This window comes from Verrucosispora sp. WMMD573 (assembly GCF_027497175.1).
Classification (GTDB): Bacteria; Actinomycetota; Actinomycetes; order Mycobacteriales; family Micromonosporaceae; genus Micromonospora.
On record NZ_CP114901.1, the window covers coordinates 6,099,096 to 6,113,108 of the forward strand.

Annotated in this window: 12 protein-coding genes; 4 read left to right on the forward strand and 8 right to left on the reverse strand. The window is 72.6% G+C overall.

From position 1 onward, the window contains the following. The first annotated feature begins 239 nt into the window (after positions 1-239). The gene (locus tag O7601_RS27580) at positions 240-932 is read left to right on the forward strand and encodes a Crp/Fnr family transcriptional regulator (RefSeq protein WP_093401197.1); all 693 of its coding nucleotides are present in this window, start codon (positions 240-242) and stop codon (positions 930-932) included. 74 nt (positions 933-1,006) lie between these two features. Here the strand turns inward: O7601_RS27580 and O7601_RS27585 are convergent, their stop codons facing one another. After that, a complete protein-coding gene (locus O7601_RS27585) occupies positions 1,007-1,216 on the reverse strand; it encodes a hypothetical protein (RefSeq protein ID WP_281563968.1) in 210 nt (69 codons plus the stop codon). A 167-nt stretch (positions 1,217-1,383) separates the two neighbouring features. Here O7601_RS27585 and O7601_RS27590 point away from each other — a divergent pair, with 167 nt between their 5' ends. Next, on the forward strand, positions 1,384-4,947 hold the full coding sequence (locus O7601_RS27590; RefSeq protein WP_281563969.1) for an adenylate/guanylate cyclase domain-containing protein: 3,564 nt from the start codon (positions 1,384-1,386) through the stop codon (positions 4,945-4,947). 61 nt (positions 4,948-5,008) lie between these two features. On the opposite strand, the gene O7601_RS27595 is transcribed toward O7601_RS27590, so the two are convergent. Continuing rightward, on the reverse strand, positions 5,009-5,719 hold the full coding sequence (locus tag O7601_RS27595; protein ID WP_281563970.1) for a lysophospholipid acyltransferase family protein: 711 nt from the start codon (positions 5,717-5,719) through the stop codon (positions 5,009-5,011). Positions 5,720-6,257: 538 nt separating this feature from the next. On the opposite strand from O7601_RS27595, the gene O7601_RS27600 reads away from it, so the two are divergent. Beyond that, positions 6,258-7,106, forward strand: a complete 849-nt coding sequence (locus O7601_RS27600) for a DUF308 domain-containing protein (protein WP_281563971.1) — start codon at positions 6,258-6,260, stop codon at positions 7,104-7,106. Between the two features lie 175 nt (positions 7,107-7,281). Then, complete coding sequence (locus O7601_RS27605; RefSeq protein WP_281563972.1) at positions 7,282-8,697, forward strand: trehalose-6-phosphate synthase; 1,416 nt, start codon at positions 7,282-7,284, stop codon at positions 8,695-8,697. Between the two features lie 20 nt (positions 8,698-8,717). On the opposite strand, the gene O7601_RS27610 is transcribed toward O7601_RS27605, so the two are convergent. From O7601_RS27610 to O7601_RS27635, 6 genes are all read right to left on the reverse strand, one after another. Then, entirely contained in the window at positions 8,718-9,536 is an 819-nt protein-coding gene (locus tag O7601_RS27610) for an alpha/beta fold hydrolase (protein ID WP_281563973.1), read from the reverse strand. Then, positions 9,533-10,939: an NAD(P)-binding domain-containing protein gene (locus O7601_RS27615; RefSeq protein ID WP_281563974.1), complete on the reverse strand. Its 1,407-nt coding sequence runs from the start codon at positions 10,937-10,939 to the stop codon at positions 9,533-9,535. The genes O7601_RS27610 and O7601_RS27615 overlap by 4 nt, the downstream gene beginning before the upstream one ends. Before the next feature lie 91 nt (positions 10,940-11,030). Further along, the gene (locus O7601_RS27620) at positions 11,031-11,735 is read right to left on the reverse strand and encodes an endonuclease/exonuclease/phosphatase family protein (protein WP_281563975.1); all 705 of its coding nucleotides are present in this window, start codon (positions 11,733-11,735) and stop codon (positions 11,031-11,033) included. Further along, positions 11,736-12,683 (reverse strand): ROK family glucokinase, encoded by a 948-nt coding sequence (locus O7601_RS27625; protein WP_281563976.1) that lies wholly within the window; start codon positions 12,681-12,683, stop codon positions 11,736-11,738. A gap of 73 nt (positions 12,684-12,756) precedes the next feature. Next, positions 12,757-13,464: a hypothetical protein gene (locus tag O7601_RS27630; protein WP_281563977.1), complete on the reverse strand. Its 708-nt coding sequence runs from the start codon at positions 13,462-13,464 to the stop codon at positions 12,757-12,759. A gap of 40 nt (positions 13,465-13,504) precedes the next feature. Next, a complete protein-coding gene (locus O7601_RS27635) occupies positions 13,505-13,960 on the reverse strand; it encodes an SRPBCC family protein (protein ID WP_281563978.1) in 456 nt (151 codons plus the stop codon). Positions 13,961-14,013 lie beyond the last annotated feature (53 nt).

Genomic DNA, 14,013 nt, shown 5'->3' on the forward strand with positions numbered 1-14,013 from the left:
CCGCGGCCCGTTCATCGGGTCGGCGACACCGGGAGCGCTTCCACGGTCCGCCGGGAGGTCACACCCCAGCTCGAACCGGTCACGGAAGTGATTTGAGGGGTGTACAGCACGCGACCGGACCGTCATGATCTGATGTGTTACCGCTGCCGGACGCCGAACGGGTGTCGGATCACCTCGTCAGGGCCGCCAGGCTCACCCGGTGAGCGAGTTGAGGTCCTTGACCGGGGAGGGGTGGGGCCGTGGAGATGCGCCTGCCGGAGCCGGGCGACGCGCTCACCGGCGTCGACATGTTCGCCGGGCTTGAGCCGGAGGTGCGCCAGCGGGTGGTCGCCGCAGCGGTGCCCCGGACGTACCGCAAGGGTCAGTTGCTGTTCGTGGAGAACGACCCGGGTGAGTCGCTGATCATCCTGCGGCGGGGAGCGGTGGCCGTGTTCCGGACCGCGCCCACCGGCGAACGGGCGATCCTGACCGTGATGCGTCCGCCGGACGTGCTCGGTGAGGTCTCCCTGCTGGACGCCTCGACCCGGTCGACCTCGGCCGAGGCGATCGAGGACACTGCCGCGCTGGCGCTGTCCCGGCCGGCGTTCATGGAGCTGGTGCACTCGAACGCGCGCATCCTCGACGCGGTGATGCGATCCCTCGGTGCGTTGATCCGGCGGCTGACCGAGCAGAACGCCGATCACGTCTTCCTCGACCTGCCCGGCCGGGTGGCCAAGACGCTGGTCCGGCTGGCCGGCGAGAGCCAGGCTCCGATGATCACGATCGAGCTGAACCAGAGCCAGCTCGCCGAGATGGCCGGCGGTTCACGGCAGAGCGTCAACCAGGCGATCGGGTCGTTCGCCAACCGGGGGTGGCTGCGTACCGAGGGTCGACGGATCGTGGTCACCGACGTGCCCGCGCTGCGCCGCCGCGCCGGTATGAACGAGCGCTGAGCGGCCCACGCGGAACGCAGACGCGGACACGGGCGGGCCGGGACGATCGTCCCGGCCCGCCCGTGGTTGTCCGGTCAGGGCTTGGTGCTGCCCGGCCCGACCCATTCGGTGTCACCCGGCCCGGCCCAGTCCGTGCCGTCCTTGCCACCGCCGGGCACCTCGCCGACGATCCCCTGCGCCTGCAACTGGGCGAGGGTGGCTGCGTCCACATCCACCGAGTCACCCGCGGAGTGGGCCACCCCGTTACCGTCGGTCCAGTCGCTCTTCAGCATCACGTACACCATGGAGCTGTCCCCCTGATCAGCGGTTGACGAATCGGCTGCTTGAATCTAGCCGTTCCGAAACGTGGTGAGCTGCCCGGCTGAGTGTCCACAAGCCAACAGCCCGGTACCCGACAGTGCGCCGAGCGGCGATACTCGATGCTGCGCCCCGGGGCGTCGGGGGCCTGCCAGTGGAGGGTGTCATCGCCGCGCAGTGTGACCGCTGTGGACGTACCGCCGCCGAGGGCGACCGCTTCTGCGGTGGCTGCGGCGCGGAACTCGGTGCCGTCTGCCCGCACTGCCTGCGCCCGCTCGCCCGGGACGTGGCCTTCTGCACCTCCTGCGGGTCACCCCGGGCCGGCACCGACCGGCCGGCGGCCATCAACCAGGAGGACCGCCGCCGGGTCAGCGTGCTCTTCGTCGATCTGATCGACTTCACCCCGTATGTCGAGCGGGCCGACCCGGAGCTGGTGCGCGGCATGCAGACCGGCTTCTTCTCCGCCGCACGCCGGGTGGTCGGCCAGTACGGCGGGGTGGTGGAGAAGTACATCGGCGACGCGGTGATGGCGCTGTTCGGTGCGCCGGTGGCCACCGAGACCGACGCGTTGCGGTGTGTCCGAGCCGGGCTGGAGTTGCAGCGGGTGCTGACCCGGTTCACCCCTACCGGCACCGACGGGTTGCGCTTCCGGGTCGGGGTGGCGACCGGGGAGGCGCTTGTCGACGTGGCCGCCGCCCGCGACGGCGGGCAGGCGATCGTGGCCGGCGACGTGGTCAACACCGCCTCCCGGTTGCAGTCGGCGGCGCCACCCGGCGGGGTGCTGGTCGACGGTGCCACGCACGCGCTGACCCGGGACACCATCAGGTACGACGAGCAGCCCCCGGTCACCCTGCGCGGGCGGTCCGCACCAACCGAGGTGTGGCTGGCCCGGTCCGCGGTACGACAGCAGCCCACCGACCGGGAGCCGGACACCACCCCGCTGATCGACCGGGAACACGAGCTGGGCATGCTGGTCAACGCCCTGCACCGCAGCCTGCGCGACCGTCGGCCCCAGGTGGTCACCGTCTTCGGCCGGGCCGGCATCGGCAAGAGTCGGCTGGTCCGCGAGCTGCACCGGCACACCGCGCGGCTGGTGGACGAGCCGCTGACCTGGCGGACCGGCCGGTGCCCACCGTTCGGCGAGAACGTCACGTTCGCCGCGCTTGCCGACATCGTCAAGGCCGAGGCGGGCATTCTCGACACCGATCCGGCGGCCAGTGCCGCTCAACGGCTGGCCACCGCCGTCGGCGAACTGGTCGGCGTCAGCGAACGGGACCGGGTGGCCGATGCGCTGCGGCCACTGGTCGGGCTGGCCGGCACCCCGCTGCCGGCCGAGGAGGCGGAGTCGGCGTGGCGACGGTTCCTGCTGGCGCTCGCCGCTCGCCGTCCCACCGTGCTGGTCTTCGAGGACCTGCACTGGGCCGACGACGCGATGCTGCGGTTCGTGGAGCTGCTGGGTGCGGCGGCCCGGGACGTACCGCTGCTGCTGCTGTGCACCGCCCGTCCCGAACTGGTCGACCGGGATCCGAGCTGGGCGGGGACGATCACCGGCTCGGTCACCATCGCCCTGCCGCCGTTGCGGGACACCGGCATCGCCGCGTTGTACGCGCACATGTTCGGTCAGGCCGCGTTCTCCGCCGACCTGCTGACCCCGCTGGTCGAGGTGGCCGGCGGCAATCCGCTCTACGCCCACGAATACGTCCGGATGCTGATCGAGCAGGGGGCGCTGCGGCAGTCCGGGCGTGGCTGGTCGCTGGAGAAGCACCTGGACCTGCCGATGCCGGAGAGTGTGCACGCGGTCATCGCCAACCGGGTCGACCTGCTCGATGCCAAGGACCGGGCAGTGCTGCTGGCCGCCGCGGTCGTCGGTGTGCAGTTCTGGCCGGGCGCGGTGGCCGCCGCCGTGGGGCAGCCGGTCGAGTCCGTCGAGCGTGCCCTACGTCGGCTGGAGCAGCGGGACTTCGTCCACGAGCAGGCCGCCTCCACGATGGCCGGTCAGTCGGAGTACCGCTTCCGGCACGTCCTGGTCCGCGATGTGTGCTACCAGCGGCTGCCCCGTACCGAGCGGGTGGCCCGGCACGAGCGCACCGCCGACTGGCTGGACACGCTGTCGCAGAGCCGGGACACCGACCTGGCCGAGGTGCTGGCCCACCACCGCTGGGCGGCGCACGAGATCACCCGTTCGCTGGGCATGGAGACCCGCCGCTACGTCGCGCCGGCCCGGGCCGCGTTGCACCGGGCGGCGCGCCGGGCGTACGCGCTGCACGGGCTGGACGCCGCCGCCAGCCACGCCGCCCGGGCGCTGGGCCTGGCCGACGACTCCGATCCGGTGGGCCGGCTCCAGTTGGAGTTGCTCAGCACCGAGATCTCGTTCCACCGCGACGGCAACGCCTTCCTCTCCGGCGGCGGGCCGGAGCAGGTGCAGGCGCTCGCCGAGCGACTGCTCGCGTACGGCGATGAGGCGTGCGCGGCGCGGGCCTGGACGCTGCTCGGCCAGGCGGCGTGGCTGCGGGCCGACCGGCCGGCGGCGCTGGCCTGCCTGGACCGGGCGGTACGGCTGTTCGAGCCGCTGCCGGACAGCGCGCAGAAGGCCGACGCCTTCGCCGAGTTGGGGCGGCTGCACATGCTCAACTACGAGCGTGATCCGGCGGTGGCGGCGGCTGACACGGCAGCGGAGATCGGCGAACGACTCGGGCTGACCGAGACCCGCACCAACGCCCGGATCACTGCGGCCACCGCCCGCTACCAGGCCGGCGACCGCGCCGGGCTCGACGAGCTGTACAGCATCGTGGAGTTCAGCCGGGCCGGTCAGTTGCTCGCGCTGCCTCGGGCCACTCAGAACCTCGCCTACGCCGTCTGCGAGGAGGGTGACTGGGTGCGCTCGAACGCCCTGCTCTCGGCTGTGCCGGCGCGTACCGCGAGCGGGCAGACCCTGACCACCAGCTATTCCAGCGAGGCGATGCGGGCCTGGTTCGAGGGAGACTTCGGCCGGCTGCTCGCCGCCGCCGAGGCGTTCGTGGACACCCCGACCGGCAGCTGGGACATGCAGGTGCGCGGCCTGCGCTCGTGCCTGCTGGTGCTGCGTGGCCAGCCGGTGCCGCCCGGCCCACCCGCCGACGGGGCGACGACCGGGACACCGCCGCGCGACGACGTGGCCGCCGCGCTGGACATCGCCCGGCGCAGCGGCTTCCACCGGCTGCACTGGACGATGCTGGCGATGGGTGCGTTGTGCCGGGCGGTACAGGATCGCCTCGACGAGGCCGCCGCGCTGGTCGACGAGCTGGCCGAGTCGTGGGCGGCGGTGCCCGCGCTGGCCAGCGGCGAGTGGATCGCCGCGGCCAGTTGGGCGGCGAGCCTCACCGGACGCAAATCCGCCGCTCGGATACGGGCCATGCTCGACCGGGTCGGCCACCGTACGCCCTGGTCGGAGGCGGCGCTGCGGACGGTGACCGGCGCGCTGGCCGGGGCCGACGACAACCACCGGCACGCCGCCGAGCTGCACCTCGCCGCCGCCGAGACCTACGCCGGCATCCCCGACGTCACCGACCGGATGTTGGCACTGACCTTCGCGGTACGCGAACTGACCCGCTTCGGTGACCTTGCGGCGGCCGACACGCCCCTGGCCGAGCTGCGCGCCTTCGCCCACCGCAACGGCGCGCCGGGTCTGCTCGCTCTGGCCCAGCCGCCCGCCGACACCGCGCAGATCCTCGCCTCCTGACCGGCAGATCCTCGCCTCCTGGCCGGCCGCCCTATCGCCCGGCCCCCTCGCCGAAGGATCTTCAAGCCGCGACAGGTGTTACCGGCGGGGTTGTCGGGGTGGGCTGGGTCTTGAGCTGCTGGGCGTAGATGTCGACGTACTCGCGGCCGGAGAGTTCCATCAACTCGTACATGATCTCGTCGGTGACCGCGCGCTCGACGAACCGGTCACCGGCCAACCCGGCGTAACGGGAGAAGTTCAGCGGCGGGCCGAAGCGGATCCGGACCCGCGCCAGGTTCGGGATGAGCTGACCGGGCGGCTGGATCTCGTCCAGGTTGAGCATCACCACCGGCACGACCGGCGCACCGCTCTCCAGGGCCAGCCGGGCCACTCCGGTCTTGCCCCGGTAGAGCCGGCCGTCGGGCGAGCGGGTGCCCTCCGGGTAGATGCCGGCGATGCCGCCGGACCGCAGCACGTTCAGCTGAGTGTCCAGCGCGGCGCGGGCCGCCCGGCCGCCGGAGCGGTCCACCGGGATGGTGCCGGTGCCGGTGAAGAACATCTTGGTCAGCCAGCCCTTGACCCCCTTGCCGGTGAAGTACTCCGCCTTGGCCACGAAGGTGACCTTCCGCGGCACGATCAGCGGCGTGAAGATCGAGTCGGAGAAAGAGAGGTGATTACTCGCCAGGATGACCGGACCGGTCGTCGGTACGTGGTGCAGGCCCTCCACCTGCGGCCGGAAGATGAGCCGCAGCAGCGGGCCGAGCAGCACGTACTTCAGCAGCCAGTAGAGCACCGGCATCCTCTCCCCAGGTGTTGCTCACCCCGGACCGCGCTGTGTCGGGTGATCGTGGCACGAGCCTACGAACCGACGGCCAGCCGCGGCAACGGACGCTCGGCCCGAAATCGCCCGTCACGTTCGGTGTTGACCGCTCCCCCTCCGCACCTCCCCTCTCCACACTTTGCTCTGCTTCAACCCACGCAACAGTCACTTTCCGTGACGATTGTCAGCCGGAACCTGGCTTCCGCCGGCACCATCCCACCTGGTCAGGCGGCTGTGCGTGGGTTGAAGCAGAGCAAAGGCGGCGGTGGGTGGGTGGTAGCCGAGGCGGGTACTGTCACACTGGGTCGCCATCACCGAGGGTCGTCGCCTGGCAGACAAGCGGTGCGACAGTGACGGCTGCGGCCATCGGCCGCGCCCCGCGACCGTACGCCGCGCCACAAGGCACTCCCCGAACCCGCCCTCGACGTGTCACGATTCAGGGCACGGGGCGTGCGGGGGCGCGCCGACAGCTGCGGGGCGCGCGCCGGTGGCGCGATGAGGAGGATGGTCGGTGTCAGCGGGTGGGGCCCGCCGGGGACGGCGGGACAACGGTCTCGACGCGAGCGAGTACGCCATTGCCGGCGACGTCGACCCGCGCGTCGGTGAGCACCTGCTCGACGTGCTGGCCGCCGGCGGAATCGCCGCCTACCTGCAACCGTCGGCCGATCTGAACCCGGTCACCCGCACCACCACCGTGCCGCCCCGACCGGTGGACCGGCTCTACGTGGACCGCTCGTACCTGAGCACCGCCCGGGATTACCTCAGCCAGCTCGCCGACGAGACCGGCGACGCCCGCGCCACTGGAGAACCGGACATCGACGCCGAGTGGGAGCGGATCATCGCCGGCTTCCACGCCCCGCCGGACTCCGGCGACCATCCTTGGCCCGCCGCCGAGAATGTGGACGACCCGGCCGGGCGGGGCGGTGGCACGGCCACCGCCACCCGACCCGGCACCGAGGAGCCCGGCCCCACCGCCACCGACGTACGCCGGCTGCCGTACGCCGCCGACATCTCCGGCGTCTCGGTGGGACGTGGCCCCCGCGACGGGGAGGGGCCGTCGCTGTTGGACGGCCTGGACACCTTCGGCGCGGAGCTGCCCGACGACCCGGACGACGACGAGCGCTACGTACCGCCGCCGCCTCCACCGCTGCCCCGGGTGTCGAAGTTCGCGCTGGCCGGCATCCTCGCCGTGCTGCTCGGCTTCGTGCTGTTCCTCTTCCCCGATCTGCTCCCCGCTGACCAGGGCGTCGTGACGTTGCTCGGCTTCACCGGCATTCTCGCCGGTTTCGTCACGCTGGTGTGGCGCCTGCGGCCGGGCGACGCCGATGACCGCGACCCGGACGACGGTGCCGTCGTCTGATCCGCCGCGCAGGGTAGCCGTCCGGATACCGGGATGGCGACCGCCCGTGTGGACGGGCGTAACAGTGGTGTAACTTACTGTCAGTAGGAATACCGCAGTACGTCACGTCACCCGCCGACTGCCCGGTTGTTCCTCCCTCGTGGCGGTCACTCCCCTGCTGATCGGAATGCCCGAGATGCGACAGAGTTCCCTCGTGGTGGTGGCCAACCGCCTACCCATCGACGACAGCGTGGCCCCCGACGGCGCCTGCGAGTGGCGGCGCAGCCCCGGTGGGCTGGTCAGCGCACTGCACCCGTTGCTGCGCCACACCCCTGCCGCCTGGGTCGGTTGGGCCGGCGGGACCGGTCCCGCGCCCGCCCTGCCCGACATCGACGGAGTGCGAATGCACTCCGTGCCGCTCACCGGTGAAGACCTGCGCGACCACTACGAGGGTTTCGCCAACGCGACCCTCTGGCCGATCTACCACGACGCGGTCGAGCAGCCCCAGCACCACCGGCGCTGGTGGGATGCCTATCAGCGGGTCAACCAGCGGTTCGCCGAGGCCACCGCGCAGGTGGCCGAGCCCGGCGCGGTGGTCTGGGTGCAGGACTACCACCTGCAACTGGTGCCGGGGCTGCTCCGCACCCTCCGGCCCGACCTGCGCATCGGCTTCTTCCTGCACGTGCCCTTCCCGCCGCCGGAGCTGTTCATGCAGCTGCCCCGCCGGGCCGAGCTGCTGCGCGGGATGCTCGGCGCCGACCTGGTCGGCTTCCAGCGCGCCCAGGCTGCGCACAACTTCGCCCAGCTGGTGACGAAGGTGCTGGGGCTGCCGGCCACCGACCGGCGGGTCGGGATCGAGGACCGGGTGGTGCGTATCGGCGCGTTCCCGGTGTCGATCGACACCGCCGAGATGGCCGCGTTGGCCGACCGCCCGGACGTGGCCGACCGGGCTCACCGGCTGCGGCACGACCTGGGCAGCCCCGACCAGGTGATTCTCAGCGTCGACCGGATGGACTACACCAAGGGCATCGAGCAGCGGCTCAAGGCGTACAGCGAGTTGCTGGCGGGTGGGCACGTCAAGGTTCGCGACACGGTGCTGGTGCAGGTGGCGGTGCCCAGCCGGGAGCGGGTCAGCCAGTACCAGATCCTCCGGGACCGGGTGGAACGCGAGGTCGGGCGGATCAACGGCGAGTTCGGCCGGGTGGGTGAGCCCGCCATCCACTACCTCACCCAGCCGTTCGATCGCGCCGAGTTGGCCGCGCTCTACCGGGTCGCCGACGTGATGGCGGTGACCCCGTTACGCGACGGGATGAACCTGGTCGCCAAGGAGTACGTCGCCGCCCGGGTCGACGACAGCGGCGCATTGCTGCTCAGCGAGTTCGCCGGGGCCGCCGCCGAGCTGCCGCAGGCGTACCTGGTCAATCCGCACGACCTGGAGGGGCTCAAGCAGGGTCTGCTCGCCGCGTTGCGGGCCGACCCCGCCGACGTACGGGAGCGGATGCGATCCATGCGCGCGTACCTGCACGAACACGACATCCGGGCCTGGGCGCGCTCCTACCTGTCCACGCTGGACCAGAGCGGTTCGATGCTCGCCCGCCTCGGCGGCGGCTGAGACGGCACACCCGCGACGTCTCAGCCGAGCTCGTCGCGGGCCGGGTCCTTGACCAGCCAGTCGAGGATCGCGTCGATCGGCTCCCGCCACCTGGCGTCGAGCATCAGATCGTGCCCCATGCCAGGAAAGAGCAGCGGGGCGGAACCGTACCGCCGCGCGGCGCTGCTCAACGCGGCGGCCGGCACCACCCGGTCGTCCGGGCTGCCCATCACCAGCACGGGCGGGTCACCGACCGCCGGCTCCGGATCGGTGCCGGTCAACAGCTGCCACTGGGCGCGCCGGGCCGCCCGCCCCAGCCGCCCGGTGTACCGCCGGGCGTCGGCGTCGGGCAGCTCACCGCTGAACAACTGCCGGCGGTTCAGCCGCAGCCCGGCGCCGAACACCGCAGGCAGGGTACCGAGCGGGTTGCGACGCAACGCGTTGCCGAACGTCGCCCAGCCGCCGAACACCGGCGCCACCAGCACCGCCGCCCGGGCCGGATAGCGGGCCATGGCGTGCGCGACCACCAGGGCCCCGGCGCCGTGCCCCACCAGCACCGCCCGGCGCGGCAGGCTCGCCGCCACCTGGACCACATCGTGGGCGTACGCCCGCAGGGTCGCCTCCGGTGCCGGCTCGCTGGCGCCGTGCCCGCGCAGGCTCACCGCGTAGGCGCCGAAGCCGCGGGAGGCGACATGTCCGAGCCAGTTCTCCGCGTACGCCCAGGCACCATGACCGAAGCCGGGTACGAACAGCAGCGGCGGCCGACCCTCCTCCAACTCCGGGACGGCGCTGAGCACCTCACGCCGGACCGGGCGCACCGGACGTGCCCACTCCCAGCTGCGCATCACCCGCTCGGTCACTTGCTCTCCAGCTCGCGTAGGGCGCGCTCCAGCGCGCGCAGGTAGTCGGCGTGCCCGACCTCGAACCAGTGCCGGGTCGAATCCTTCACCTGTCCCGAGTAGCGCTCGCCGGCCCCGGCGCGTACCCGGGCGGCGAAGGCCGCGGCCCGCTCCGGGCGGCTGGCACGCAACCGCAGCAACCGGGCGACGAGCACGGCCTGCCAGTGGGCCAGGGTGAAGATGCCGGAGTCCGGCTGGAGCAGCCCGGTCACCGCGAGCGTGGGATGGTCCGGCACGAGGGCGTTGAGCCACAGCCGGGGCCGGCCCACCCCCTCGTCGTCGCCAAGGATCTTGCCGTCGAGGAACTCGAAGCGCGGTAGGTAGCCGGTGGCGAAGACGACAAGTTCCGGGTCGATCTGCCGGCCGTCGGTCAGCTCCACCGAGTGGGGGTGGACCCGCGCGACGTCCGGCACCGGGGTGATCGCGCCGTGGCCCACGTGGTAGACGAGCAGGCTGTTGGCGATCGGGTGGGTCTCGTACACCCGGTGGTCCGGCTTCGGCAGGCCGAAGCGGGTCAGGTCACCGACGGTCAGCCGCAGGGTCCGGTGGTAGAGCCACTGCCGTACCCGCAGCGGCACCCGCAGCGCCAGCAACAGATCGTTGACCTGGTCGGCGGGGCGGCCGAAGACGTACTTCGGGGCGTACCAGTAGCCGCGGCGGGTGGAGTGCCAACAACGCGACGCCTGCTGGGCGGCCTCCACGGCGATGTCGCAGCCGGTGTTGCCGGCACCCACCACCAGCACCCGCTTGCCCCGCAGCTGCGCCGAGTCCTTGTACGACGAGGCGTGCATGACCTCGCCGCGGAACTGCTCCAACCCCTCGTAGCGGGGCAGCTTCGGTGACCAGTTGTGCCCGTTGGCGATCACCACGGCGGCGTACCGGGAGGTGCGCTCGGGGCCGTAGCCCCCGGTGCTGCGGGTGGTGACGTCCCACCGGTCGTCGCCGACCGGCTCGACCCGCACCACCTCGGTGCCGAACCAGATGTGCCGGCGCAGGTCGAAGTGGTCGGCGTAGCGCTCGAAGTACGACAGCAGCTGGCTGTGGTGCGGGTAGTCCGGCCAGTGGTCGGGCATCGGGAAGTCGGGGAACTGGGTGAACGGCCGCGACGAGATCAGGTGGGTGCTGGCGTACACCGGGCTGCGGTCGTGCCGCCAGTTCCAGGCGCCGCCGACGCCGGTCTCGCGTTCGTAGCAGTCGACCCCGAAGCCATGCTCGGCGAGGTTCTTGACAGCGGTCAGGCCGCTGGCGCCGGCGCCGATGACGCAGACGGTGTCGCCCCGGTCGGAAACCGGGCGGCCGTCGTGGCCGCGGGCGAGCGTGGTCGTCTCCGGATCTGGCCGGCCGGGCTCGGTGGAGGTGGGCACCGGGGATCTCCTTCGTCTCGGCACGAGTGCCGGGTCGCGCGAAATCCTCTCCACAACGGAGCGGGATGTCCAGCCCGGCGCAGGACCGGTCTCAGGCGGTGGCGGGCAGCAGCAGGTCGACCAGGACCGGGAAGTGGTCGCTGGCCCGTCGGGTCAAGGGGGTGTCCATCACGTCGTAGTCGACCACGGTGATCCGCGCGTCGACGAACAGGGCGTCGATGCGCCGCCGAGGGTTCGCGCACGAGTAGGTGAGCCGTTCGGTCCGGTCGGCCGCCACCGCCGCGTCGGTAAGCCCGTCGGCCACGGCGCGCCACGCCGGCCCGCCCGGTTCCTCGTTGAGGTCGGCGGCGGCGATCACCGGGTGGGCGGCGGCGGTCAGGTCCCGCTTGAACAGCTCGGCCTGGCCAGGACGCTCCGCCGGATCGGTGGACAGGTGTGACCCGGCCACCGTGAACCGGGTCGAGGCACCCACCCGACAGTCGGCGTACGCGGCGCCGCGCAGGTGCCGGCCCGGGGTGAGCGGGAAGCGTCGGCAGCGGGTCGCGGTCACCCGCACCCGGAGGCTGGTCAACACCAGGTTGCCCAGCGACGGCAGCCCACCGGCGGCGACCACCAGCCCGAACGACTCGGCCAGCGCGGCGGACTTCTCCCGCCACCGGAACCGGCGCGGTCCCTCCTGGACGATGACCACGTCCGGTGCCGCCTCGCGCACCACGGTGGCCAGCGCTGCGGTGTCGTCGCGTTGACCGTGGACGTTGTACGACAGCACGCGCAGCGGCACGCCGGGTTCGGCCACCTAGATCCGCCGGGCCAGGTCGGCGGCGCCGATGACCCCGGCGGAGTTGCCGAGTTCGGCTGGCCGGATCTCGGCCACGGGCAGCCGACTGCGCTGCGCCAGCGCCTCGGTGAACGAGCGACGGGTGGGGCCCATGAGCAGGTCACCGGCGTCGATGACGCCACCGCCGACGACCAGGATCTGCGGGTCGAGGATCTGCGCCATGTCCGCCAGGCTGGTGCCGAGCCAGCGGCCGACCTGTGCGAACGCCTCGGCCGAGACCGGATCGCCCCCCTTTGCGGCGGCGGTGACCATCGGGCCGGTGATGGCTTCGGCCTCACCGTCGGCCAACTCCAGCAGGGCGGCGGCCCGGTGCGGCTCCTGCCGGGCCGCGGCCCGGGCGAACCGGACCAGGGCGCTGCCGCTGGCGTACTGCTCGATGCAGCCGAGTCGGCCGCAGCCGCACTGGTGGCCGTCGGGAACGGTGAGCATGTGACCCAGTTCGGCGGCGATGCCGTGGGCACCACGGACCAGCTCACCGCCGAGCACGATGCCGCCGCCGACGCCGGTGCCGATGGTGAACATGACCATCGAGTCGTCGGCGTGGCGGGCAGCGCCGTAGCGGAACTCCGCCCAGGCCGCCACGTTGCCGTCGTTCTCGACGATGACCGGCAGTCCGACCGCCGCGCTGACGTACGCCCGCAGCGGCTCGTCGCGCCAGGCCAGGTTGGGGGCGAAGAGCACGGTGGACCGACTGGCGTCGATCCAGCCGGCCGCGCCGATGCCGACCGCCTGGATGTCGTGGCCGGCGGCCAGTTCGCCGACCAGCTCGATGATGACGTCGCGGGTCTTGCCGACGTCGTCGGCGGGGGTGTCCCGTCGGGTCTGCACGAGGACCGTGCCGGTGTCGTCGACGACACCGCCGGCCACCTTGGTGCCACCGACGTCGACTCCGATGGTCAGCGTCACCGCTGCCACTCCCCTCTGCTGTGCCACCCCGCGCACACCTGCCCTCGCCGGTGGTGCTGCGGGTCGTCCGTGATCAGGCCCCGTCGCCTGGTGCGCCCTGCCGCCCGCCGGGCACGGTACGGCCGTCCGGCGCGGGCTCGTCACCCGGCGCGGGCTCGCCGTCGGGTACCCGGGAGGCGGGCACCACGCGACGCTCGGTCGCCGTCCGGCGTCCGGCCGGCCCGGCGGCATCGACGGGCGCGGCGGCCGGGACGACGACGTCCTCCGCCCGGGTCGCGGCGGACCAGACGTCCCGCTCCGGTGCCGGCTGAGAATCATGCCCGGTCCGGGTCGCCTCGCGCCACACGTGGCCGCCGTGCGGATCGGTGGAGGCGGTGGCGGTGGCATCGGCGGCGGACCCCGGCGCCGACGCCGCGCCCGGTCCGGCGGGCGGCTCGGCCGGGGCGAAGGCACGCAGGAAACTGGCCAGGCCAGCGGCCAGATCCCCGGCGCCGGTGGCCAGCCGTTCGGCGAACTCGGGGCTCGGGTCACGCAACGCGGCGATGCCCCGGCAAACCGGACAGACGCAGCATTCGGCCGCGCCGGTGGCGAAACCCGCCCCGGCGCCGCCGGAGGCCGCGCCCGGCGCGTCGTTGTGACCGAGGACACCGGTCACGATCCCGCCGAGCGGGCCCAGCGGCACCGCCGCCGGGTTGGCGGCGGCCAACCGCACGGTGGCCAGCAGAGTGGCGACCAGCCGCTCCGCTTCCTCCCGGGCCGTGCCCGGATCTGTCGCACCCATGCTGGGCTCCTCTACCGCGGCGACCGGGTCGCCAGCTGCGTCACTGCGCCGCACCGGATGCTTCTACCCGGCGCTTGAGCTGCTTCAACGCGGCATCCATGATCATTTTCTCGGCCTTGCGACGGAACATGCCGAGCATCCCGACCGCCAGCTCCACCTCCAGGGTGTAGGTCACGGTGGTGCTCCCGTCGGCGTTGGCCACCAGGTCGTACGCGCCCCGCTGCGCCTTCTGCATCTTCGACGGGGCCACCAGGTGCCACTCGATCCGGGACAGGTCCTCGGAGTAGGCGTACGCCAGCACGTACTCGTCGGCCATCACCGTGGCATCGAGGACGAAACGGACCTGGCTGGCGTAACCGTCCTCGTACTCCTCGACCACCTCCGCCGCACGGACCGCGTCGGTCCATTCCGGGTAGCTCGGAAAGTCGCAGATGACCGCGGCCACCCGGTCCGGTGACGCGCCGATGATGATCGACTGGGTGGAGGAGTCCGCCATGCTGGGAGGCTACCGTCCGGTGACCTCCCGCGCGCCGCGCCGTCCACCTGCGG